Annotated in this window: 20 protein-coding genes; 12 read left to right on the top strand and 8 right to left on the bottom strand. The window is 43.0% G+C overall.

The window, feature by feature from the left end; all coding sequences use genetic code 11:
- Entirely contained in the window at window positions 1-1,497 is a 1,497-nt protein-coding gene (locus DWX23_RS18330) for a class I SAM-dependent DNA methyltransferase (protein ID WP_122375509.1), read from the bottom strand.
- Between the two features lie 434 nt (window positions 1,498-1,931).
- Between DWX23_RS18330 and DWX23_RS18325 the strand changes: the two genes are divergently transcribed.
- Complete coding sequence (locus tag DWX23_RS18325) at window positions 1,932-2,339, top strand: MauE/DoxX family redox-associated membrane protein (RefSeq protein WP_122375546.1); 408 nt, start codon at window positions 1,932-1,934, stop codon at window positions 2,337-2,339.
- Window positions 2,340-2,435: 96 nt separating this feature from the next.
- Entirely contained in the window at window positions 2,436-2,882 is a 447-nt protein-coding gene (locus tag DWX23_RS18320; RefSeq protein ID WP_122375508.1) for a DUF6078 family protein, read from the top strand.
- A gap of 260 nt (window positions 2,883-3,142) precedes the next feature.
- Here DWX23_RS18320 and DWX23_RS18315 read toward each other — a convergent pair whose 3' ends face one another.
- The gene (locus DWX23_RS18315; RefSeq protein WP_122352276.1) at window positions 3,143-3,982 is read right to left on the bottom strand and encodes a phospholipase A; all 840 of its coding nucleotides are present in this window, start codon (window positions 3,980-3,982) and stop codon (window positions 3,143-3,145) included.
- Between the two features lie 163 nt (window positions 3,983-4,145).
- Between DWX23_RS18315 and DWX23_RS18310 the strand changes: the two genes are divergently transcribed.
- Window positions 4,146-5,939: a MutS family DNA mismatch repair protein gene (locus tag DWX23_RS18310; protein ID WP_199673327.1), complete on the top strand. Its 1,794-nt coding sequence runs from the start codon at window positions 4,146-4,148 to the stop codon at window positions 5,937-5,939.
- Between the two features lie 50 nt (window positions 5,940-5,989).
- On the opposite strand, the gene DWX23_RS18305 is transcribed toward DWX23_RS18310, so the two are convergent.
- Entirely contained in the window at window positions 5,990-6,787 is a 798-nt protein-coding gene (locus DWX23_RS18305) for a M48 family metallopeptidase (RefSeq protein ID WP_122375545.1), read from the bottom strand.
- Between the two features lie 183 nt (window positions 6,788-6,970).
- Between DWX23_RS18305 and argR the strand changes: the two genes are divergently transcribed.
- The 5 genes from argR to DWX23_RS18280 all read left to right on the top strand — a co-directional run bounded on the left by argR (window position 6,971) and on the right by DWX23_RS18280 (window position 11,446).
- Window positions 6,971-7,414 carry an arginine repressor gene (argR, locus tag DWX23_RS18300; protein ID WP_183672226.1) on the top strand — a complete coding sequence of 148 codons (444 nt, stop codon included), beginning with the start codon at window positions 6,971-6,973 and terminating at the stop codon, window positions 7,412-7,414.
- Between the two features lie 65 nt (window positions 7,415-7,479).
- Window positions 7,480-8,073 (top strand): GNAT family N-acetyltransferase, encoded by a 594-nt coding sequence (locus tag DWX23_RS18295; protein ID WP_122352273.1) that lies wholly within the window; start codon window positions 7,480-7,482, stop codon window positions 8,071-8,073.
- Window positions 8,074-8,143: 70 nt separating this feature from the next.
- On the top strand, window positions 8,144-9,343 hold the full coding sequence (locus DWX23_RS18290; RefSeq protein ID WP_007653701.1) for an argininosuccinate synthase: 1,200 nt from the start codon (window positions 8,144-8,146) through the stop codon (window positions 9,341-9,343).
- The gene (gene argC / locus DWX23_RS18285; RefSeq protein WP_122375506.1) at window positions 9,340-10,308 is read left to right on the top strand and encodes an N-acetyl-gamma-glutamyl-phosphate reductase; all 969 of its coding nucleotides are present in this window, start codon (window positions 9,340-9,342) and stop codon (window positions 10,306-10,308) included. The genes DWX23_RS18290 and argC overlap by 4 nt, the downstream gene beginning before the upstream one ends.
- A 10-nt stretch (window positions 10,309-10,318) precedes the next feature.
- The gene (locus DWX23_RS18280; protein WP_122375505.1) at window positions 10,319-11,446 is read left to right on the top strand and encodes an aspartate aminotransferase family protein; all 1,128 of its coding nucleotides are present in this window, start codon (window positions 10,319-10,321) and stop codon (window positions 11,444-11,446) included.
- Window positions 11,447-11,520: 74 nt separating this feature from the next.
- On the opposite strand, the gene DWX23_RS18275 is transcribed toward DWX23_RS18280, so the two are convergent.
- A complete protein-coding gene (locus DWX23_RS18275; protein ID WP_122375504.1) occupies window positions 11,521-12,033 on the bottom strand; it encodes an FKBP-type peptidyl-prolyl cis-trans isomerase in 513 nt (170 codons plus the stop codon).
- A 126-nt stretch (window positions 12,034-12,159) separates the two neighbouring features.
- Between DWX23_RS18275 and DWX23_RS18270 the strand changes: the two genes are divergently transcribed.
- The 3 genes from DWX23_RS18270 to DWX23_RS18260 all read left to right on the top strand — a co-directional run bounded on the left by DWX23_RS18270 (window position 12,160) and on the right by DWX23_RS18260 (window position 16,947).
- Window positions 12,160-14,394: a S9 family peptidase gene (locus DWX23_RS18270; protein WP_122375503.1), complete on the top strand. Its 2,235-nt coding sequence runs from the start codon at window positions 12,160-12,162 to the stop codon at window positions 14,392-14,394.
- A 36-nt stretch (window positions 14,395-14,430) separates the two neighbouring features.
- Complete coding sequence (locus tag DWX23_RS18265; RefSeq protein WP_122375502.1) at window positions 14,431-16,287, top strand: mechanosensitive ion channel family protein; 1,857 nt, start codon at window positions 14,431-14,433, stop codon at window positions 16,285-16,287.
- 102 nt (window positions 16,288-16,389) lie between these two features.
- Window positions 16,390-16,947: a copper resistance protein NlpE N-terminal domain-containing protein gene (locus DWX23_RS18260; RefSeq protein ID WP_122352266.1), complete on the top strand. Its 558-nt coding sequence runs from the start codon at window positions 16,390-16,392 to the stop codon at window positions 16,945-16,947.
- Window positions 16,948-17,031: 84 nt separating this feature from the next.
- On the opposite strand, the gene DWX23_RS18255 is transcribed toward DWX23_RS18260, so the two are convergent.
- A complete protein-coding gene (locus DWX23_RS18255) occupies window positions 17,032-18,225 on the bottom strand; it encodes an aminopeptidase C (protein WP_122375501.1) in 1,194 nt (397 codons plus the stop codon).
- Between the two features lie 114 nt (window positions 18,226-18,339).
- On the opposite strand from DWX23_RS18255, the gene proC reads away from it, so the two are divergent.
- Window positions 18,340-19,143 (top strand): pyrroline-5-carboxylate reductase, encoded by an 804-nt coding sequence (gene proC / locus DWX23_RS18250; protein WP_122352209.1) that lies wholly within the window; start codon window positions 18,340-18,342, stop codon window positions 19,141-19,143.
- A 476-nt stretch (window positions 19,144-19,619) separates the two neighbouring features.
- On the opposite strand, the gene DWX23_RS18245 is transcribed toward proC, so the two are convergent.
- The 3 genes from DWX23_RS18245 to pruA form a co-directional block, all read right to left on the bottom strand.
- Window positions 19,620-20,813, bottom strand: coding sequence for an aminopeptidase C (locus DWX23_RS18245; protein ID WP_122375500.1), 1,194 nt, complete (start codon window positions 20,811-20,813; stop codon window positions 19,620-19,622).
- Window positions 20,814-20,908: 95 nt separating this feature from the next.
- Window positions 20,909-22,084, bottom strand: a complete 1,176-nt coding sequence (locus DWX23_RS18240) for a proline dehydrogenase family protein (RefSeq protein WP_122352207.1) — start codon at window positions 22,082-22,084, stop codon at window positions 20,909-20,911.
- Window positions 22,085-22,196: 112 nt separating this feature from the next.
- Window positions 22,197-23,828 carry an L-glutamate gamma-semialdehyde dehydrogenase gene (pruA, locus tag DWX23_RS18235; RefSeq protein WP_122375499.1) on the bottom strand — a complete coding sequence of 544 codons (1,632 nt, stop codon included), beginning with the start codon at window positions 23,826-23,828 and terminating at the stop codon, window positions 22,197-22,199.
- Window positions 23,829-23,901: the final 73 nt, after the last annotated feature.

Below are 23,901 nucleotides of genomic sequence, written 5' to 3'. Positions count from 1 at the left end.
TCATATCATCTTCCTAAAATCCACAATCGCCTGCCGAATCTCTTCCTCCAAACTCTCAATACGTGCAAGAATCACTTCCGGTTTTTCATACTCTACCTTTTCCCGTTCCACTTCTTTATACTTATTGATCGAAAGATCATAATCATTGGCACGTATATCATCTACAGGAACAAAGAAAGACTGGTCTTTACGAGTGCGGGATTCTTCTCCTGCAAGGTTATGGAACCTTTTTATCACATCAGGAATATCGCTTCCTTCACATTCAGTACGTTTTTGATCGAGGGTAAAACCATCGGCTTTCATATCATAAAACCAAACTTTATCCGTACCTCCTACATTTGTTTTTGTAAAGATCAGAATAGCCGTACTTACCCCGGAATAAGGTTGAAAAACACCTGCCGGCATAGAGATAACAGCCTGTAACCGATGCTTATCTACCAATTCTGTACGGATAGATTTATGTCCTTTACTATTGCCAAACAATACGCCATCAGGAACGATCGAAGCACAACGTCCGCCCGCTACCAACATACGTAAAAACAAAGCGACAAACAACAGCTCAGTCTTCTTTGTATTGGTAATTGCCAACAGGCTTTTACTCACCGAATCATTGTCAAGGCTACCGGTAAACGGAGGATTTGCCAGACAAAGCGTATATAAATTCTCATCCGTATTATCAGACGATAACGAATCACGCCATTGAATATTCGGATTATTAACTCCATGCAACATCAAGTTCATCGCCCCAATACGCAACATCGTTTGATCGGTATCGAACCCGTTAAACATTTCATTATTAAAATGATCTGCAGCACTTTCGTTCAACAATTCATCTTTACAATGCTCTGTGATGTATTTTGCGCATTCCACAATAAACCCAGCTGATCCCATTGCCGGATCACAAATGATATCTCTTACAGTCGGCTTCATTAATTCCACCATCATCTGGATGATATGCCGTGGCGTACGAAACTGTCCGTTGGTACCACTTGCCGCCATTTTACCCAGGATATATTCATACACATCTCCCATCGTATCGCGGTTATTCATATCCAGATTGTTGATACCATCGACAACCTTGGCTAAAGTCCGTTCATTAGGGATTAGAAAAATAGCACTTCGCATAAAACGGCTATAAGCTGAATCCTCTCCTACACCAATATTTTTAATGAAAATGAAAACATCATTACGAACGGTATTGAACATACGAACTGTATCCGTATTCTTAAAAACAGACCAACGCAACGATTTATAAGGGATGTCCTTATCACTTTCCGGATTATGCCAGTTTCCATCCTTAAATATAAGCTTTTCAGGAGCAACATGATACTTAAATGCATTTGCTATTGCTTCTTTTTTAATCTGCGCATCATCCAACATCTTCATAAAGAACAAATAGGTCATTTGTTCCAGAATTGTAATCGAGTTCGTGATACCACCTGTCCAGAATGCATCCCATATCTGGTCTACACGGTTTTTTATCTCGCCTGTTATCATTTTCGTTTTTTATTGTTTATAAGTCTATTTGCAAATATAAGCACTTTCAGTCAAACCTGTCGTAATATACAGGTTTTCCATCCCATATTGAATATAAATTCTTATCCCCCCAAACTTTATTATTTTAAGCCCACGTAGTAATACTACTTTGTAGGAGGTTTATTTTTTACTCTAAAAGACTATCATTCATCTTAATGGCTTTTCTAAAAGGATTCACCATTACACCACATTTAATACAACCTCCCTCGTTTCTTTTGAAGAAACCATGTCTCTTCAATTTACAAATTGTCTTATGCTATAAAAATAATACATTTTCATGAACCTAACCAAAACATATAATACCTTTCTCCCGTTTTATAATAAAAGGTCTCCGCTTGATTCTGAAAATCATTATCAAGAGAGATTTTAAATATCATTCTTTGAATATTATCAATATGACTAAAAAAATAGATTATATATCTTTGTTTGCACGCATTGCTTTAGCTTTGGGCTTTCTGTCAGCCGTTGCAGACCGTTTAGGGTTATGGACTCCGTTATTGGGAAGTGACAATGTGGTCTGGGGGAATATGGAAAGTTTTACTGCTTACACTGGAGTTTTATTGCCGTGGGTTCCTCCATATCTGTTACCGCTGTTCGCATGGACGGCTACAATCGCTGAAATCGTACTTGGCGTATTACTATTAATAGGTTTCCAAAAACGTTTGGTTGCTCTTCTTAGCGGCATTCTATTATTGACATTTGCTTTTGCCATGCTGTTTTCTTTGAATATAAAAGCACCACTCGATTATAGCGTATTTGCAGCGGCGGGATGTGCTTTCTTGCTTTACAAGGAAAGCGATTAAGAACCGTACAAAAATTTGGATGAAATAATCTTCTCCTAAATTCGTTTAATCAAGGAATAAAATGTATGTTTGCTTCGTTAACTAAACGACAAATATATGAATCCCAATTTCGACTACAGCTTATTCCCATACTCTTTCGCCCACTGTCTGAACAGCGAATGCCTACGTGCAGAAAAATGCCTGCGCCGGCAAGTTGCCTTACGTATGCCAAAAGAAAGAGAAGCGGTTACAGTCGTGAACCCGAAACATGTTGCTCCTTCGGGGGAGGATTGTAAGCTCTTTGTTCCCGATCAACCGGAACAATATGCACGAGGAATCACTCATCTGCTCGATCGTGTTCCGCACAATGATGCTGTTATTATCAAACAACAAATGATAGAACATTTCGGACAGACGAACTATTATCGCTTTTCCCGGAAAGAACGTCTTATCAAACCCCATGAACAGGAATATATACGAACATTATTTCATAAGAGAGGAGTAACAGAAGAACCTGCCTTCGATGAATATGTAGAATACTACGATCTTTATCGAAAGATATAAAACAGGAAAATCCCTTTACACATATTAAACCGAGTCAACCCTTTTTATTGATTAGGCAGAAAGTAGTCAACTAAAATCGTTAAACGACAGTAATTTTATTTCCATATATTATGAAAGGACATTTTCATATATTGTGAAAATAGTGTTTCATAATATAAGAAAATAGATTTTCATAATTTACAAAAATCTTAACAAAGCAATATCTTCTGTCCGTTTATTCAGTAAAAATATGGAATTGGAACTAACCCTATCACTCAATCTCAATAAATACTGAAATCCTGCGGCTTTATCACAAATCCGATCCGCAGCATACTCTTGAACTGATTATATTCCAACAGGTTTTCACCGTAGCCATTATAATATTGTAGGAAGAAATATTGATTCTCATTATTATTGAACTTATAACTCAACTCTACCTGTGTATTAAAGCTGAACCATGTTTTACGTTTCGTCAGGATCACTCCGCAATTAAAACGCTTATTATCCGTTCGGAAATTAGTTGCCAGCTGGAATATACCGTTGTATTTCAGCAAGTCCTTGTTATACTTACCATCGACGATCGGTATCCAGGTCTTGAACTGGGCTTCCCAATTCTTGTTGAGAACAACGGCGGCAGCAAATGTGACCCTATTCCAGCTACGCGAAGCTGTGCTGTCTTTCCCGTTCGACTCATGTTCAAGCATCAGATATCCTTTACCTATATATTTGTTATGATGGATAATCAGGTGTCCGAGTCCTATTCCCGGATTAAAGTTCAGGTCGCGCATAGGAAGAGATTCCTGAAAAACATTCCAGAAAGCTTTCTGTGTATACTGGATGAAAAGATAGGTATCGAAAGGTAACTTGCTTTTGGTCAGCCGCTGCGCAATACTCAATTGAAATTTGACATCCGAATTGGCAGCGGTCGGTTTATGCCCGATCGTCGTTCCACCGATAAAATAGTTGTCTTTAAATAATGTAAAATAAGGAGCCTTGTCCAATACCGCACGTACACTGTCTGCATTATATTCCATCTTGGGGTCCTGGACCAGCACCTGGGAGAAAACTGATACGAAGCCGGAGATAAATAAAACAAACAGAAATATAGTTATCCTTTTCATATATAATATTATTGTGTATAGACCCTATAAAACAGAGCAAAGGTAATAACCGCACAGCTAAACAATTCTCCCCGATTTCCTGAATTATGGTCAATTCAGTTACCTTTTCTTTATTAATAACCAATTCTTATCCGGTAAGTTCATTTTTTATATCTTTGTCCGCATGGAAAAAGTATATCAATATTATCGGGATACAATAGCAGCATACACACGCCGCTCGGACAATCTGAAAAAGAAAATACATTTGATAGGAACAATACGCCTGTTACTCGTTGCCGGACTTATTGCAGCAATATGGTTTTTAAAGGCCGAAAGCTGGATGATGCTGACAGGGGCAGTTATCCTGTTCCTTATACCTTTCGTCGGACTAATGGTCTATCATACGTTTTTATCATCGAAAAAATCGTATGCCGACGTTCTTATATCACTCTGCAACAATGAGCTGAAAGGACTGGATTATGACTTCAGCGCTTTCGACGGAGCTTCTGAAAAAAGCAGCGGAGAACACTCCTTCAGTCTGGACCTGGATCTTTTCGGGAATCGTTCCATCTTCCAGTCAATCAACCGCACGGTCACTTCCATGGGAAAAGAAAGGCTTGCCGACTGGTTTACCAACCCGCTTACCGACAAAGAGGAAATTCTCAAACGGCAGGAAGCGATCCGCGAACTAAGCGAAATGACACAGTTAAGACAGCATTTCTATGTTACCGGCATGCTGCATCCCGGAGAAAAAGGAGATATTCGTACGCTGATCTCACTAACTGACAATAAACCGGTATTCATCAACAGTTTGCTCTGGAAAAGCCTGACATGGATTATCCCTGCCATATGGGCAGTTCTGTTCGTAGGAGCATCGACCGGAACAGTCACTTTTGCCATGCTAGGTATATTTTTTGCCATAGCATTCCTTATTGCAAATATACGGGCCAAACAGATCAACACACTTCACAACTCTGTGAATAAGATGGAAAAAATACTATACACCTATTCTTCACTGATCAAAAGTATTGAAGGTGATATTTTCAAATCATCCGAACTGGCAACTATCAGCGGACGGTTCAACGGGCCAGACGGTACAGCTTCCCGTTCACTGAAAAAGTTATCCCGCTGCATCGGAGCACTCGACCAACGGATCAGCTTTATGGGAATCATCCTGAATATATTCATCCTGCGTGATACCCGGACAGCGATCAGGTTGGAACGCTGGATACAGACACATGCCGGAGATATTCCTCTGTGGTTCGATGCTTTGGAAAAATTCGACGCTTATAGTTCACTAGGCGGTTTCGCATTCAATCATCCGGGTTATATTTATCCGGAAATAGCAGATACTTATTTCAAGATGAGCGGCAAAGCATTGGGACATCCCCTTCTTCGTCGTGATGTTTGTGTCAGAAATGATATTTCGATCGAGAAAAGTCCCTGGTTTCTGATCATTACCGGGGCTAATATGGCAGGAAAAAGTACTTACCTGCGGACTATCGGGGTCAATTATTTATTGGCTTGTATAGGTGCTCCGGTATATGCAGAGGCACTAACGGTCTATCCGGCAAAGATGGTGACCAGCCTGCGTACTTCCGATTCACTGGTCAGCAATGAATCTTATTTCTTTGCCGAACTGAAACGGTTGAAGATGATTATCGACCGCTTGCAACAAGGCGAGCAGTTATTTATCATCCTGGATGAGATCCTGAAAGGAACCAACTCCATCGACAAACAGAAAGGTTCGATCGCCCTGATGAAGCAATTGGTATCTTTCCAGGCTTGCGGTATCATCGCCACACACGACCTGGTATTAGGTGAACTGGAAAAAGAATTTCCCGACCAGATAAAAAATTACCGTTTCGAGGCAGATATCAAAAACGAAGAACTGACTTTCTCCTATCAACTCCGGGAAGGCATTGCCCAAAATATGAATGCTTGTTTTCTGATGAAAAAGATGGGAATAACCGTTTAAAAAGAAAGGCTATCATTTTTGATAGCCTTTCTTTTTAAACTTAACCGATATTATTTGGTTTTATACTTCGCCTTGATCTCCGGCAATGCCCGCTGTATCTCTGCAATACGGGTCGCATCACTCGGGTGAGTGCTCATGAACTCGGGAGTCGCCCCGCTCTTTCCGGCAGACATTTTTTGCCAGAAATTCACTGCGACATCCGGATTATACCCGGCCATTGTCATAAATACCAATCCCATATAATCCGCTTCCGATTCATGTTTGCGGGAGAATGGCAACATAACGCCATATTGTGCCCCCACTCCATAAACCGTATTCGCCAGATTCTGTACTGCCGCACTCTTATTACTTACCGCCTGACCCAGAACAGCCGCGCCATACTGTGCCATCAACTGCTGGCTCATTCGTTCATTACTATGTTTAGCCACGGCATGAGCTACTTCGTGTCCAACAACAACCGCCAGTTCATCGTCCGACGATACCAGAGACATCAAACCTTCATAAACAACGATCTTACCACCCGGCATACAGAAAGCATTTATCTGGTTATCCTTCACCAGATTGAACTCCCACTGGAAATTCTTGATCTCACTTTCCATCCCGTTTGCTTTCAGATAAGCCTCTGTGGCTGCGGCAATCTTTTTACCGACACGGGTAACCATTGCACTCTCATTCTTATCCGTTGACTTTGTGGCTGATTTCATATAATCGCTATATTGCGTTAAACTGGAAGTCAACACTTCCTGATCGGAAACCAACAATACCTGTTTTCTCCCTGTCAAAGGAACACTTCCGCAAGCACTCAGCAGCAGAAGCATAGCCATTAATAAACCTGTAATCTTTTTCATCTCTCTCATTTAGTTTTTACGAATACAAAATTACCATTTCTTTATAAGAATAGAACAAATCCAAAGGCATTTTTGCTCAATAGACGTATATGACAAATAATTATGCAAAAAAACCGGAGTAGAATGTATATTTATTCAATTATTCGATTTATATTTGCATCCGTTTTGCATAAATATACAAACATGAGTACAAAGAAGGAACGATTGGACGCTATCTGCCGCATCATACAAACAAAGGCGATATGTAACCAGGAAGAGCTGCTGAAAGAATTGGAAACCAGCGGATTTCAGGTCACACAGGCTACCTTGTCACGCGACATAAAGCAACTGAAAGTAGCCAAAGTACATGATGCGAACGGCGATTATGTATATTGTCTGCCTGATTATTCAGCTTTGATACAGCCGAACAAGGTACAGACACAACATCATCCGAACATCGAATTTTCCGGAAATCTCGCAGTTGTCAAGACTCGTCCGGGATATGCGATGGGGATCGCTTCCGATATCGATACCCATGCTCCGCACGAGATACTGGGAACGATTGCCGGAGACGACACCATCCTGATCATCCCCCGCGAAGGGATCAGCAGGGACCGGATAGTGAAAGCATTATCACATTTTATATAAGGGCGATTAAGGGAGACAACAGTTCTTCCGTTTATAAACAAAAGAAGATTAAGAACAATCGTAAAATGAAACAAGAAACAGAAATCGATGTAATGATTGCTGACGCCTCTCACGAAATATATGTAGACAAGATATTGACTACCATTGAAGAGGCTGCCAAAGTGCGCGGAACTGGTATCGCTAAGCGTACGCATGAATATGTGGCCCAGAAAATGAAAGAAGGGAAAGCAGTCATCGCACTGGCCGGAGATCAGTTTGCCGGTTTCAGCTATATCGAATCGTGGGGGAACAAACAGTATGTAACGACCTCCGGGTTAATTGTTCACCCGGATTTCCGAGGTTTGGGTATTGCCAAACGGATCAAGGATATGACGTTTCAACTGGCTCGCATGCGTTGGCCGAAAGCGAAAGTATTCAGTCTTACTTCGGGTGCAGCGGTGATGAAGATGAACACCGAACTGGGTTATGTACCTGTAACCTTTTCCGATCTGACCGACGACGAATCGTTCTGGCGCGGTTGCATCGGTTGCGTAAACCATGATATTCTGGAACGTACGAACCGGAAATATTGTATCTGTACGGCGATGTTGTTCGACCCGGCCGATCCGCACCGTGCCAAACGGGAAGCAGACGAAAGAGAAAAAAATAATAATAAATAAATCATACGGGGCTTTCCGGTAAGGGCGTTTCGCGAAACGCCCATACGGAACCCACAAAAACAAACAGACAATGAAAAAGAAAGTAGTAGTTGCATTCAGCGGAGGTTTGGATACCTCTTTCACAGTGATGTACCTTGCCAAAGAAAAAGGCTACGAAGTATATGCAGCTTGTGCCAACACGGGTGGATTCAGCGAAGAACAGTTGAAGCAGAACGAAGAAAATGCCTATAAACTAGGAGCTACCAAATATGTAACGATCGACGTCACAAAAGAATATTACGAAAAGAGCTTGAAATATATGGTATTCGGCAATGTATTGCGTAACGGTACCTACCCTATCTCCGTTAGCTCCGAACGTATCTTCCAGGCATTGGCTATCGCCCGTTATGCCAACGAGATCGGTGCGGATGCGATCGCTCACGGTTCAACCGGTGCAGGTAACGACCAGATCCGTTTCGACATGACTTTCCTGGTACTGGCTCCGAACGTGGAGATCATCACATTAACCCGCGACATGGCGCTGACCCGCGATTATGAGATCAACTACCTGAAAGAACACGGCTTCGTTGCCGATTTCACGAAGTTGAAATATTCTTACAATGTTGGCCTGTGGGGTACTTCCATCTGTGGAGGTGAAATTTTGGATTCAGCTCAGGGATTGCCTGAAAGTGCTTACCTGAAACAGGTAGAAAAAACCGGCAGCGAAGAACTACGCATCGAATTCAAGAAAGGTGAGATCCATGCAGTGAACGGTGAAGTATTCGAAGACAAGATCGCCGCTATCCAGAAAGTGGAAGAGATCGGTGCTGCTTACGGTATCGGCCGTGACATGCACGTCGGCGACACGATCATCGGTATCAAAGGACGTGTAGGTTTTGAAGCTGCTGCTCCTATGCTGATCATCGGTGCACACCGTTTCCTGGAAAAATATACATTGAGCAAATGGCAGCAGTACTGGAAAGACCAGGTTGCCAACTGGTATGGCATGTTCCTGCACGAAAGCCAGTATCTGGAACCGGTTATGCGTGACATTGAAGCCATGTTGCAGGAATCACAGCGTAATGTAAACGGCACGGCTATACTCGAACTCCGCCCGCTTTCTTTCTCAACCGTCGGTGTTGAATCGGAAGACGACCTGGTGAAGACTAAATTCGGTGAATACGGTGAAATGCAGAAAGGCTGGACGGCAGAAGATGCCAAAGGCTTTATCAAAGTAACTTCTACACCGTTACGTGTTTATTATAACAACCATAAGGACGAAGAAATATGATAAAGATCGGAATTATAGGTGGTGCGGGATATACAGCAGGCGAATTGATCCGCCTGCTGCTTAATCACCCGGACGCCGAGATTACATTTGTGAATAGTACCAGTAACGCCGGAAATTTGATCACTGACGTTCATAGCGGCCTGTTCGGCGAAACCGAAATGCGTTTTACCGACGAGTTGCCGTTGAACAGCATTGACCTTCTGTTCTTCTGCACCGCCCACGGCGACACGAAGAAGTTCATGGAAAGCCATACTGTACCCGAGAACGTGAAGATCATCGACCTCAGCATGGATTACCGTATCGAAAGCGACGAGCATGATTTCGTTTACGGTCTGCCGGAATTGAACCGACGACGTATCTGCAATTCCCGACACATTGCGAACCCCGGTTGTTTTGCCACCTGTATCCAGTTAGCCGTTTTGCCACTGGCTAAACACTTGATGCTGAACTCCGAGTTACACGTCAACGCGATCACCGGTTCTACGGGAGCCGGCGTGAAGCCTTCGTCGACTTCTCATTTCAGCTGGCGAAACGATAACATTTCGATTTATAAACCGTTCACACACCAGCACTTGGCTGAGATTGGGCAGAGCCTGCGCCAGTTGCAGAATAGTTTCGAAAGTAATATCAACTTTATTCCGGTAAGGGGCAATTTCTCACGCGGTATTTTTGCAACGACTTATATCGACTGTAAAGTAGGATTGGATGAGATCCGCCGTATTTATGAAGAATACTACGACGATCATTCGTTCACATTCATTACAGATAAGAATCCGGATCTGAAACAGGTAGTCAACACAAACAAATGTCTCCTGTACCTCCAGAAATATGATAACAAATTGCTGATCGTATCTATGATCGACAACTTGTTGAAAGGCGCCAGCGGACAAGCTGTGCATAATATGAATTTGCTGTTCGGTTTGGAAGAGACTGTAGGATTACATCTCAAACCGTCAGCGTTTTAAATAAGAAATCATGAAACTATTCGACGTATACCCTTTATTTAATATAGAAATAGTAAAAGGCAAAGGATGCCATGTATGGGACGGTGAAGGTACAGAATACCTCGACCTGTATGGTGGCCATGCCGTTATATCCGTCGGTCATAGCCACCCTACTTATGTAGCTGCTATCACCGACCAGGTGAACAAGTTGGGATTTTATTCCAACTCTGTCATCAACAGTTTGCAACAGAAACTGGCTGACAAGCTGGGAAAAGCTTCCGGTTATGACGATTATTCCTTATTCCTGATCAACTCCGGTGCCGAAGCAAACGAAAATGCGTTGAAACTGGCTTCCTTCCACAATGGGAAGAAACGGGTAATCGCTTTCAAGCACGCTTTCCACGGACGTACTTCTGCTGCGGTTCGCGTCACTGATAATCCGAAGATCATTGCTCCGGTCAACGAAGACCTGGCTGTTACTTACCTGCCGTTGAACGATGCGGCAGCTGTTGAAGCTGAATTGCAGAAAGGGGATGTTTCTTCCGTTATTATAGAAGGCATCCAGGGAGTCGGCGGTATCCAGCTTCCGACAGACGACTTTATGAAAGAATTGCGTGCCTTATGTACCAAATATGAAGCCTGCCTGATCCTGGATGAAATTCAGTCCGGTTACGGTAGAAGCGGAAAGTTCTTTGCCCATCAATATGCTGATATCAAACCGGATTTGATCACGGTTGCCAAAGGGATCGGTAATGGTTTCCCGATGAGCGGTTTGCTGATCAGCCCGATGTTCAAGCCTGTTTACGGCATGTTGGGAACGACTTTCGGAGGTAACCATCTGGCTTGTGCTGCTGCTATCGCCGTATTGGACATCATGGAAAACGAGAAGTTGGTTGACAATGCAGCCAAAGTCGGTGAATTTCTGATCGAAGAGTTACACAAACTGCCGGGAATCAAGGAAGTTCGTGGTCGCGGTCTGATGATCGGTATCGAGTTTGAAGAATCGATCAAAGAAGTACGTAGCAAACTTCTTTTTGAAGAAAAAGTATTCACCGGAGTTGCCGGAACTAATACGATCCGCCTGCTTCCGCCGCTTTGCCTGACAATGGATGAAGCGAAAGAATTCCTTGCCCGATTCAAAAAAGTACTCAATGCTTAATTAGTTCTTTATTATAAAAGAAGGGCGCCAACGGATATTCCGAAGGCGCCCTTCTTATTTATAGAAAGAGTCTGTTATTTGCTATCCTCTACTCTATAGTTGAATATCAGAGTAGAACCAAAAGGAACTGTTCCCATCCCCAACTGATAATCATAGCCTAAATCAGAAGGAATGATCGCCTCTATGGAATCACCCACTGATGTATCCAAAATAACATATCGCAAACCGGTAATCAGTTCACCTACAACAAAATTTTCAGTAATCTTCTTTTGAAATACCGTACCATCTATATAATGTCCTTCCAAAGTAAAGTGCAGTTTACTACTACTTGTCGGATATTTAGGTGTTTCAGCTTTTCTGTCGATTATTCTATATAACGTTGTATCGCCATCCTTCACAATCTGCTGATAGACTAAATTCCCGTTCTCATCTTTCTCCAACGCTTTCTCACGAATATATTCGTGGTTCTTCTCGTAATGAGCAATCTGCTCCGGACTTAACTCAAATTTGTTGTCATCATTATTACAAGCGGTAAACCCACTCAACATCACCATCGCAAAACATGCGACTGCATAAATAGATCTCATTATTCGTCTTTTATTTTACTATTAAACTCTTTTGAAGCCGCAAAGATAATAATAAGAGTTTCTCCTTTGTTATCTCAAAGAACTTTACGTTATTTGTATATTCAGAAACAAACACAATAAATACAAATGAAACTAAATAAACTAATTGTTGCCGCCGCTATTACTATTTTCTGCAGCAATCTGTGTACCGCACAAAAATCATTGGATTTAGAAGAAGTTCTCAGTGGGAGACTGATCCAGACAAAAGGAATCGGTGCCATGAACTGGATGAAAGACGGGGAACGTTACAGCCGCCTGGAAAGAAATGAAACAGACGGAGGTATGGATGTCGTTGCCTACCGTGCCAAAGATAATGCCCGCGAAGTGATCATCCCCTCTTCCATGTTTATAAACACATTGACAGGAAAACACATTGGAATGGGGCGCCTCTCCTGGAGCAATGACAATGACAAAGTTATGATATTTAATAACACTAAACGTGTTTGGCGTTATGATACGCGGGGAGATTACTGGGTGCTTAGCCTGCAAGACGGCAGCCTGCGCCAGTTGGGAAAAGGATTGCCCGAATCATCGATGATGTTCGCTAAATTCTCTCCCGACGGAACCAGAGTAGCCTACGTTTCCGACAATAATATTTATGTAGAAGATATAAACTCCGGCAAAAGAACCCAGTTGACCCACGACGGAAGCCGGACTATCGTAAACGGTACGTTCGACTGGGTATATGAAGAAGAATTCAGCTGCCGCGACGGTTTCCGCTGGAGCCCGGACGGCAAATATATAGCCTACTGGCAAAGCGATACGGAAGGGACCGGCGTATTCGACATCATCAACAATGTCGATTCTGTCTATCCTACTATCCTCCACTTTCCCTATCCGAAAGCAGGTACAGCCAATTCAGCAGTAAAAGTAGGATATGTCCCGGCAGAAGGGGGAACGACCACCTGGATCGATATTCCCGGAGATCCGCGGAACAATTACATTCCCCGTATGGATTTCATTCCGGAAAGCAACGAATTGTTCATTCAACAATTGAACCGGGAACAGAATACCAATAAAGTATGGATTGCCCAAATAGGCAGTGCAACACCTAAAAATATCTTTACCGATCAAGATGCTGCATGGCTGGATACAAACGATAATATCCAGTGGCTGAAGAACAACCAGTATTTCACCTGGGAAAGCGAACGCAGCGGATGGCGTCACCTGTATCGTGTGAGCCGTGACGGAAAAGAGATTGTCCCTGTCACAAAAGGAGATTTCGATTATATCCAGCCGGTCGGAACCGATCTGCAAAAAGGTTTGGTTTATTTTATCGCTTCACCGGAAAACTATACACAACGTTATCTGTACAGTGCAAACCTGTTCGGCAAAGGCGAAGTAAAACGCTTGAGCCCGGAAAACCAGCCGGGGCAGCATCGTTATAACATGTCTCCGACCGGAAAATGGGCGGTACATACCTACAGCAATTCAGTAACCCCTCCGGTGATTGACATGGTTTCATTTCCCAAGAATCAGTCCGTTCGTATAATCGAAGATAATGCAAAAGCGAAAGAACAATATGACGCACTGGGATTGAATCCGAAAGAGTTTGTCAAAGTCAAATCAGGCGATTTACTACTCGATGCCTGCATGATTAAACCTGTTAACTTCGACCCTTCGAAGAAATACCCGGTTATTATCGAAGTCTATGGCGAACCGGCAGGATCGACCGTACAGGACTCATGGGGTGGCGGCGATCTGTGGAACCAATATATGGTCAATCAAGGATACATCTATGTCAGCATCGAAAACCGGGGAGCTAATGCACCACGCGGACGTGAATGGCGCAAATGCATCTATGGGGAAGTCGGTACATTTGCATCCGAAGATCAGGCACGGGGCATACAGGATCTCGGACGGCAATACCCGTTCATCGACCTGTCCCGTATCGGTATCAACGGATGGAGCGGAGGCGGTAGCCAGACACTGAACTGTATGTTCCGCTATCCGGAAGTATTTCACACCGGCATTGCAATCGCTTTTGTTGCCGACCAGCGCTTATATGACACCATTTATCAGGAACGCTATATGAACACCCCGCAAAATAATCCGGAAGGTTATCGTAAAGGTTCTCCTATCAGTTATACAAAAGGATTGAAAGGAAACTTATTACTGATACACGGAACGGGCGACGACAACGTACATTACCAGAACTGCGAAATGCAGGTGAATGAACTGGTCAAACATGGAAAGATATTCAGTCAGATCAGCTATCCGATGCGTAGCCACGGTATCTATGAGCGTGAAGGCACCACCTTACATCTACGGAAAAGTATGGCAGACTACTGGTTGAAACATTTGCCGGCAGGAGGCAAATAAACATATATAAATTAAAGTATAGAGTAAAAAGGCACTATGAAACGTTTAGTTATATGCTTTGCCGTTATATCGGCCCTATTCTTCATGCCTTCCCGGGCTACGTCCCAGATCAGGGAAAAGGCTGAAGGATTATTGAATGCTGTCATTACAGAGAACAAGACAAACGAGGCCCCGGCCGATTCATCCGCCGCAATGGAAGAAAAGTACCGGCAGGATTCTATCAGAATGCAGGAGCTTGAACTTCAGTTACAGGAAATGAAGCTGAATGAGATCGTACTCCGGACCGAGTTGGATGATGCGTTGAACAAGCATATCACCACCGATTCGCTGAAAAAAGAGGAACAGCGTCACCGCATCGACTCGTTACGAACCCTGACACCCGGTGTCCCTCTTATCATCGACAATGATACGCTCCTCACTTTCTATGCCAAAAGAGGAGGTGTTTCTGCACACGACCGTGCTGAAAATGCCGTCAACTTAATCCTGAAGATCGGAAAAGACCTTAGCCTGAAAACCGACTCTGTATATCTGTTCACCAGTGAATACCAGACGGATATCATGTATGGAGAAAAAGTGATATTGAGTGTTACCGACCAGGATGCCCTTTGGATGAATACGGATAGGGACGAACTGGCAAAACAATATCAATCTGCTGTCCACGATAAGATCCTGTCGCTGAAAAAAGAACACAGCATCCTTCAGATCGCTAAACGGGTAGGCCTTTTCATCTTAGTACTGGTCGTTCAGTATTTCCTGTTTAAGCTGACCAACTATCTGTTCAGAAAACTACGCCGCCGTATTATCTGGCTGAAGCAGAACAAACTCAAATCCATCACCATACGGGATTATGAATTTCTGAACACTCACCGGCAAGGCAGGATACTTATCTTCCTGAATAACATTCTTCGCTATCTGGTTTTACTGATACAGCTTATGTTCAGTGTCCCGATGCTGTTTGCCATATTCCCGCAAACAGAGAATCTGGCAATGAGGTTATTCACTTATATTATCGAACCGATCAAAATGGTTCTTAAATCTGTTGTCGAATACATACCTAACCTTTTCATTATCATTGTCATTTATTACAGTGTAAAATATATTATAAAGGGTATTCAATATATAGCCAATGAGATTGAAAGTGAGAAATTAAAGATCACCGGATTCTATCCGGACTGGGCACAGCCATCATTCAATATTATACGCTTCCTGTTGTATGCCTTTATGATCGCAATGGTCTACCCGTATCTGCCAGGCTCCGATTCCGGTGTATTTCAGGGTATTTCGGTCTTTGTCGGACTGATCGTCTCCCTGGGTTCAAGTACGGTTATCGGAAATATCATAGCAGGGCTGGTCATTACTTATATGCGTCCGTTCAAACTGGGCGACCGTATCAAGTTAAACGAGACTACAGGAAATGTAATTGAAAAAACGCCGTTCGTAACCCGCATCCGTACCCCAAAGAATGAGGTTGTTACAATTCCCAACTCATTCATCATGTCGTCACATACGGTCAATTACAGTGCATCCGCCCGCCAGTTCGGTCTGATCATCCACTCGACAGTCAGTATCGGTTATGATATTCCCTGGCGTCAGGTCCATCAGTTACTGATCGATGCAGCCCGCTCGACTCCCGGAGTGATGTCGCACCCGAAACCGTTTGTTCTGGAAACGGAATTGCAGGACTACTATCCCTGTTACCAGATAAATGCTTATATAAAAGATGCCGACAAATTATCTCAGATATATTCCGACCTGCACCAGAACATACAGGATGTATTCAATGAAGCAGGTATAGAGATCATGTCGCCCCATTATTATGCAGAACGCGACGGTAGTGCTATCACTATTCCTCCTGAATATCAGAAAAAACCGGAGAGTCCGGATAAAAAATGAGAAACAGCCTGTCATATAGTTAAAAAAGTCCTCCTGCAAAACAAAATGCAGGGGGACTTTTGTTATAACGGCAAAGTCACTAATAAATAAAAATGCAGAATAATGAAAAAGTATTTTATCGCAGTAGCAGCTCTGGCTTTATTAGCTGCATGTAGCGGGAAGAAAACAACCGAACCCGCTTTAATAGAGGAAGAAAGCGTAACAGTAGCTGAAGCGGTACCCGATGCACCGGCTTTGCCTGAAGTAACAGGAAAAACGACCAAACCTGTGAACATGCGTGATTCGCTGAAAGTAGATCCTAAAAAAGGAAGCGTTATCCAGAAAAAATATAAGGGAACATTCCCGGCTGCAGATGGTCCCGGCATCGTTTATGACCTGACTTTGTTCTATCAGCAAGATAGCGACGACGGCGTTTACGAAATGGATGCCACTTATCTGGAAGCTGAAAACGGACAGGATAAAACATTCTCTTCTACCGGTAAACGTCAGGTAAAACATGGTACACCCAGCGATTCTGAAGCTGTCGTTTACGAATTGATCCCTAGCGACGGAAGTATGACATTCTATTTCCAGGCAGAAGGCGACAGTCTGACACTATTGAATCAGGAATTACAGAAAGCAGCATCCGATCTGAATTACACCCTGATACTGGTTCCATAAATAAGCACATCTTTGTATAAATAGAAAAGAGGCACCCCAACTCCTACCGGGAATGCCTCTTTTCGCTTTTTATAATATAGGTAATTACTTGATTCCTAATTTTGTTTTGATCGTTTTAGGCAGTGCATCTTTGTGAACGACGATCGTCATAGTTTTAAAAGCGACAAACGGTTCCGAAGCATACCAGGTTCCTTTATATTTGTTGTCAGTTCCCCAGGAATTCTTTACCATATAGAACTTCTTACCGTTCTGGTCTTTGGCAATACCATAGATCAACATGCCGTGATCATCGGTAGTCTGATAGTTATCATAATCTTTCTGACGCATTTCCTGAGTGATCGTCAATTCCTTGCAACCCGGTTTTTCGATCATCTTCTTGATCTCTGCATCCTTCTCAGTCTTGCTCAAACCTACCCATTTATCCTGGTCTGAACCGGATGTTTCGATGGAAGTAACATCAGCAGCTACAGCAATACCGTTACGAGTAAAACCTTTTTCACTAACATCGGCAGCCCATGCGATAGAATAACCTGTATTGATTGCATTGTCCATGACCTGCATCAGTTCATCCAACGGCAGGTTATAAGACAAATCCCAACGCCAGTTATCCTGCACTTCGATAGGGAATGCAGTATAGAAAGGATGATGTGTATAAGAAGTCAAAGAGATATAGTCATCGATATTCAAACCCAGTTCTTCACCAAAGCTCTTCGGAGTATATTCCTTTCCGTTGTAAGTAAACTTTTCAGGAACTGCTCCCAAATAAGAATCGATAATCCCGTCAAAACCTTTCTTCCAGACTGGCGACAGCTTTCCGTTCGGATTCTTGATGATTGTATTTACATAAGAGATGGCCAGGCTTTCCAATTCACCGTGCACATGCTGTTCTTCGCCATACTGCAATCCGTTCATGACTGATTCGGGTACTGCGCCATAATGTTTCGTTGCGTAAAGCACATCTCCAAACGAACCACCCTGTGCGAAGTTCAGACACCCATGTAAACGGACAAATTTATCAGCCTTATCTTTATAAGAATGACTTACTACAAACATCTCAGACAGGTCATATTCACCTTTTCCCGTACGCAACAATTCTGCTTCCAGGAAACCGATTCCAGAGAACGACCAACACGTTCCCGTACGGTTCTGATTCTTGACCGGAGTAATTTTCAATTCTTTGACCGGAGTAAACACATACTCGTCTTTTTCCTGTGCTTCAACACTCGTTGCAGAGAAGGCACAAGCCAACAGCAGGCTAGCAGCAATAAGTTTCTTCATCTTTTGTTTTCGATTATATTAGCAATTATACATTTTGAGGCAAATGTACGGGTTTTATTCCTTTTTTCCATACTTTTGCAACTCATGATTTTACAATTATAAATAAACGGAGACATGAAAATAACTATTATCGGAGCCGGGAATATCGGTGGCGCCATTGCCCGTGGACTGGCAAAAGGCCATATGTTCAAAGCATCGGACATAACCTGTACGGCACAGTCGCAAGCTACATTGGATAAAATCAAAGCGGCCAATCCTGATTTTGTCGTATTGTCCGACAATATCGAAGCCGTAAAAGGAGCCGACATCGTTGTCATTGCAGTAAAACCCTGGAGGGTGGAAGAAATTATCGACCAGATAAAGGGAGTACTCGATTCCGACAAACAGATCATCGTTTCAGTAGCCGCAGGAATCACTTTCGAGACACTGAATACATATCTTACAAAGAAAACCAGTTACGAGGACTGGGTGACGCCGGCACTGTTCCGTATCATGCCTAATACTGCTATCGAAGTATTGAGCAGCATGACTTTTGTCTCTGCACATAATGCAACGAAAGAACAGTGCGATTTGATTGTCAACATATTCAACGAACTGGGAAATGCCATGCTGGTAGAAGAACGCCTGATGGGTGCCGGAACGGCATTGGCCTCGAGTGGCATTGCCTTTGCCCTTCGTTATATCCGTGCAGCAATCGAAGGTGGTGTCGAACTCGGTTTCTATCCGAAGCAGGCACAGGAGATCGTTGTTCATACGGTAAAAGGGGCTACAGACCTGTTGCTGGAAAATAAAAGCAATCCGGAAATGGAGATAGACAAAGTAACGACTCCGGGAGGAATTACGATCAAAGGGTTGAATGAAATGGAAATGTCTGGTTTCACTTCTTCGGTGATCAAGGGTCTGAAAGCCAGTAAGTAAAAATTTGGTTCAGAATTTATTATGCACGTTTCAGCCTTCAGGAACTTCCGACCCCAGATAATCATAGCTTAATCCTGAAGGATAAAAATATTGGGTAAAAATATATCTGATTCCTAAACTCAGGACGATACAGCCATAGATTTTACCTCAATGACACGCTTTATTCTCCCTTCAGGATAATACCCTGTAAATCAAATCGTGAAGCGACTGAAGGCTGAAAGGTGACTATATGGATCTCGCTAGTAGAAGCCATTTCGGGTAGCTGCTGCAGTCATTCCCAGTAGCTGCAGCAATCATGAAAAATCGCTGCAGCACTTATTTGAAATGGCTGCCTACCCATTCCGGAGTGACTGCCTACCCATTCTGAAAAAGACGTAAGCTTTTCGACAAAAAAACGTAAGCTTTTTCTCTGAAGATTTCGCCTTTTTCTAACCCAGGAATCAATCAATCAATCAATCAATCAATCAATCAATCAATCAATCAATACCTAATTTCACCTTGATCGCTTTGGGAAGTGCAGCTTTGTGGACGACGATATCCATCGTCTTGTAAGCCACAAACGGTTCAGAAACATACCAAATACCTTTATATTTGTTATCAGTGCCCCAGGAGTTCTTCACCATATAGAACTTTTTGCCATTCTGATCTTTGGCAATACCGTAGATCAACATGCCGTGATCATCAGTAGTCTGATAGTTATCATAATCCTTCTGACGCATTTCCTGAGTGATGGTCAATTCCTTACATCCCGGTTTCTCGATCATCTTCCTGATCTCCTCATCTTTTTCCGATTTGCTCAAGCCAACCCATTTATCCTGATCCGAACCGGATGTCTCCATAGAAGCCACATCGGCAGCGACAGCAATTCCGTTACGGGTAAAACCTTTTTCACTTACATCAGAACCCCACACAATCGTATAACCGGTATTTATTGCATTATCTATGACCTGCATCAACTCATTCAACGGCAAGTTATATGCCGATTCCCAACGCCAATTATCTTCCAGTTCAAGAGAGAATTCCGTATAAAAAGGATGATGCGTATAAGACGTCAAAGAAACATAGTCGTCCATATTCAGCCCCAGTTCTTCTCTGAAACTCTCCGGGGTATATTCTTTTCCGTTATAAGTGAACTTCTCCGGAATTTCACCTAAATAAGAATCGATAATTCCGTCAAAACCTTTCTTCCAGGCAGGCGACAACTTCCCGTTAGGATTTTTGATCACAGTATTTACATAAGAGAGAGCCAGACTTTCCAGCTCGCCATGCACATGCTGATCTTCACCATACTGCAGTCCGGTCATGACCGATTCAGGAACGATACCATAATGCTTAACGGCATACAGCACATCACCGGAAGAGCCACCCTGACCAAAATTCAGACAACCATGCAAACGGACGAACTTATCGGCCTTGTCCTTATAAGAGTGGTTTACAACAAACATTTCAGACAAGTCATATTCACCTTTTCCCATACGTAACAATTCAGCTTCCAGGAAACCGATTGCTGAGAAAGACCAACAGGTACCTGTACGGTTCTGGTTCTTTACGGGAGTAATCTTCAATTCTTTTACCGGAGTAAATACATACTCATCACTTTCCTGTGCCCAGACATCAGTCACAGAAAACGTACAAGCCAGCAATAAGCCGGCAGTAATTAGTTTATTCATCTTTTGTTTTTGATTATATTAAAAAAGCTGTCTCTTTATTTTGAGACAGCTTCGCAAAATTAACAAATAAACACCACCAGAATCATGATGGCTGATTATTGTTTCACTTTTTTACGGCGATTCAACTCTGACTGTAGCATCTTTAGTTCACGACTGGTCTGCCCGGCAACTGAAGTATTTTCTTCTGCCCGACGAATCAGATAAGGCAGAACCTCTCTTACCGCAGCATAGGGCACATATTTCGTAACGTTATATTTTTCATGCGCCAGATTGAATGAGATATTATCACTCATTCCCAGCAACTGGGCAAAAAAGATACGGGGATCGTTCCTTTCAAGGCCTTTTTCATCTATCAGCTTTGCTAATTTATAATTACTTTCCTCATTATGTGTCCCCATAAACATTTCCAGGTGATCCAGATGATCCATTGTGAAACGAACGGCTGCATCAAAATTCTCATCCGTCGCTTTTTTATCCTTACAGATCGGATCAGGATAACCTAAAGCTGCAGCACGAGCACGTTCGGCTTCCATATAAGCTCCACGTACAAACTTGACTCCGGCAATATATCCTTTTTCCGTGGCATCATCCAGGATACGGCGCAGGTAAGGCATGCGGTCGTGCCGGTACATCTGTAAAGTAGCAAATACGATAGCCCGTTTTTTATTATATTTCCGCATTGCTTCGTCAGTCAGTTCATCCAACGCATCCTGGAAACAGTAATCCTCGGCATCGACGATCAGGCGGACATCATTTTCATAGGCCCGCTGACAAAATGCCATAAAACGTTCCTTGAATTCACGGAAAGCCTTTACCTCCTCGATGGTCAGTTCGCTTCGTTTTTCGGATGCTTTGGCCAACAGTTCATCAGTTACAATAGTAGAAGGTTTGAATACAGCATATGCCAGGTTATCGTTTCCTTTTGCGAAATCGATCGAACGTATTGTCTCTTCAAATGTAGCTTGTATACCTTCGGGAGTCTGTTCTCCTTCGGCTGAGAAGTCGAGTGTTGAACGCACATTGAAGCGGCGAAGATGGTCGATTGCCCTCGTACAATCCTGCAAGGTCTCACCACCGACAAACTGTTTATACAACGTAGGCTTCACAGCCCATGCAAGAGGGAAATGAATTTTTAAAGCGATATTACTGGCGAAGCTGGCGCATTTTACCAACCACGGATATTTGATTGTGTTGAATAGTAAGTAAGCGTTTTTCAATTCGGACTGCGATTTGGATGAGAACGCAATCTCTGTATTATTAAAGTCTAACATAGCATTTGATTTTAAGAGTTAACAGATGACAGTTGACAGATGACAGATAAACAGGTAATATCTCATTAACCATTACCTGTCAACTGTCACTTGTCAATTGTCATCTGATATGTTATTTTTCTCCTAAGAACGGATAACCATAAGAAGTAGGCGGAACCAGAGCCTCTTTGATACAACGAGGATTCGTCCAGCGGATCAGGTTCAACGGACCACCAGCCTTATCGTTCGTACCGGAAGCTCTTGAACCACCGAACGGTTGCTGGGCAATAACGGCACCTGTCGGCTTATCGTTGATATAGAAGTTACCGGCTGCATAACGAAGCTTATTGAAAGCTGTATCGATAGCATACCGATCGCGTGCAAAGATAGAACCTGTCAGGCCATACGGAGAAGTGCGGTCACACAGTTCGAGTGTTTCTTCATATTTATCATCGTCATAGACATAGATTGTAATGACCGGACCAAAAATTTCTTCTACCATACTCTTGAACATCGGATCGGTCGTCTTGATAACTGTCGGTTCAACAAAATAACCGACCGATTTATCACCATTACCTCCAAAGACGATCTCTGCATCCGGCGACTGTTTCGCATAATTGATATAGCTCATGATATTATCGAACGATGCCTCATCGATAACGGCATTGATAAAGTTCGTGAAGTCCTGCACATCTCCCATCTTGATCTCTTTCAACATATCGCCAACCTGGTCTTTCACTTCTTTCCACATGGAAGCAGGTATATAGGCACGTGATCCGGCAGAACATTTCTGTCCCTGATATTCGAATGCACCGCGAACAATAGCCGTTGCTACGTCCGAAGACGGAGCTGAAGGATGAACAAAAATAAAATTTTTTCCACCTGTTTCACCGACAATCTTCGGATAAGATTTATAATGACCGAGGTTCTCACCCATCTGACGCCATAAGGTATTGAATGTAGCTGTCGAACCGGTGAAATGGAAACCTGCCAGATCGCGGCTACCTGTTACCACCTTACCGATCACACTGCCCTGGCCAGGGATAAAGTTGACAACACCATCCGGTAATCCGGCTTCCTGGAAGACTTTCATCAGCAGGTAATTCGAATGGATAGCTGTCGTAGACGGTTTCCATACAGCAACATTCCCCATCATAGCCGGTCCCATATTCAGGTTACTGGCGATAGAGGTAAAGTTGAATGGTGTCAACGAGAACACGAAACCTTCCAGTGCACGATATTCCATCCGGTTCAGGATACCTGTTTCCGAATAAGGCTGGTCTGCATACACCTGGCTGGCATAGAATGTACTGAAGCGCAGGAAATCGATCAACTCGCAAGGAGCATCGATCTCTGCCTGGAACGGATTCTTGCTCTGGCCCAGCATGACGGAAGCATTCAACAGATAACGATATTTTGTGGCAAAGAGTTCCGCCACCCTCAACATAACGGACGCACGTTCTACCCAAGGCAGTTCCGACCAATCTTTATGCGCTTTCATAGCGGCATCGATAGCCATTTGTACCTCTTTCTCACCTGCTTTATGGTAAGTAGCCAATACATGGTGATGATCATGTGGCATAACCACTTTACCGGTGTTGCCCGTACGAACTTCTTTCCCTCCGATGATCAATGGAATATCCCATTCTTCATTCGACAGTTGTGCTAATGTTTTTTTCAGGGCTGCTTTTTCACTTGATCCGGGTGCATACGATTTTACCGGCTCATTAATTGGCTTAGGAAATCTAAAGATAGCGTTATCCATGTTGTTTTTAGTTTATGAATGGTTAATCAATGATTTTATCTATGCTGTAAACGTAATAAAATAATTTTAAATC

It is taken from the genome of Parabacteroides sp. AF18-52 (assembly GCF_003479145.1).
GTDB classification, from domain to species: Bacteria; Bacteroidota; Bacteroidia; order Bacteroidales; family Tannerellaceae; genus Parabacteroides; species Parabacteroides faecis.
This window is presented reverse-complemented; position numbering and strand designations above follow the sequence as displayed.

Bases quoted from the DNA above. Each gene is read 5' to 3' on its own strand.
- proC (WP_122352209.1), top strand. From the start codon at position 18,340: ATGAAAATAACTATTATCGGAGCCGGGAATATCGGTGGCGCCATTGCC.
- DWX23_RS18295 (WP_122352273.1), top strand. From the start codon at position 7,480: ATGAAACAAGAAACAGAAATCGATGTAATGATTGCTGACGCCTCTCAC.
- DWX23_RS18255 (WP_122375501.1), bottom strand. From the start codon at position 18,225: ATGAAGAAACTTATTGCTGCTAGCCTGCTGTTGGCTTGTGCCTTCTCT.
- DWX23_RS18270 (WP_122375503.1), top strand. From the start codon at position 12,160: ATGAAACTAAATAAACTAATTGTTGCCGCCGCTATTACTATTTTCTGC.
- DWX23_RS18310 (WP_199673327.1), top strand. From the start codon at position 4,146: ATGGAAAAAGTATATCAATATTATCGGGATACAATAGCAGCATACACA.
- argC (WP_122375506.1), top strand. From the start codon at position 9,340: ATGATAAAGATCGGAATTATAGGTGGTGCGGGATATACAGCAGGCGAA.
- DWX23_RS18275 (WP_122375504.1), bottom strand. From the start codon at position 12,033: ATGAGATCTATTTATGCAGTCGCATGTTTTGCGATGGTGATGTTGAGT.
- DWX23_RS18330 (WP_122375509.1), bottom strand. From the start codon at position 1,497: ATGATAACAGGCGAGATAAAAAACCGTGTAGACCAGATATGGGATGCA.
- pruA (WP_122375499.1), bottom strand. From the start codon at position 23,828: ATGGATAACGCTATCTTTAGATTTCCTAAGCCAATTAATGAGCCGGTA.
- DWX23_RS18260 (WP_122352266.1), top strand. From the start codon at position 16,390: ATGAAAAAGTATTTTATCGCAGTAGCAGCTCTGGCTTTATTAGCTGCA.
- DWX23_RS18320 (WP_122375508.1), top strand. From the start codon at position 2,436: ATGAATCCCAATTTCGACTACAGCTTATTCCCATACTCTTTCGCCCAC.
- DWX23_RS18315 (WP_122352276.1), bottom strand. From the start codon at position 3,982: ATGAAAAGGATAACTATATTTCTGTTTGTTTTATTTATCTCCGGCTTC.
- DWX23_RS18240 (WP_122352207.1), bottom strand. From the start codon at position 22,084: ATGTTAGACTTTAATAATACAGAGATTGCGTTCTCATCCAAATCGCAG.
- DWX23_RS18325 (WP_122375546.1), top strand. From the start codon at position 1,932: ATGACTAAAAAAATAGATTATATATCTTTGTTTGCACGCATTGCTTTA.
- DWX23_RS18280 (WP_122375505.1), top strand. From the start codon at position 10,319: ATGAAACTATTCGACGTATACCCTTTATTTAATATAGAAATAGTAAAA.
- DWX23_RS18245 (WP_122375500.1), bottom strand. From the start codon at position 20,813: ATGAATAAACTAATTACTGCCGGCTTATTGCTGGCTTGTACGTTTTCT.
- argR (WP_183672226.1), top strand. From the start codon at position 6,971: ATGAGTACAAAGAAGGAACGATTGGACGCTATCTGCCGCATCATACAA.
- DWX23_RS18265 (WP_122375502.1), top strand. From the start codon at position 14,431: ATGAAACGTTTAGTTATATGCTTTGCCGTTATATCGGCCCTATTCTTC.
- DWX23_RS18305 (WP_122375545.1), bottom strand. From the start codon at position 6,787: ATGAAAAAGATTACAGGTTTATTAATGGCTATGCTTCTGCTGCTGAGT.
- DWX23_RS18290 (WP_007653701.1), top strand. From the start codon at position 8,144: ATGAAAAAGAAAGTAGTAGTTGCATTCAGCGGAGGTTTGGATACCTCT.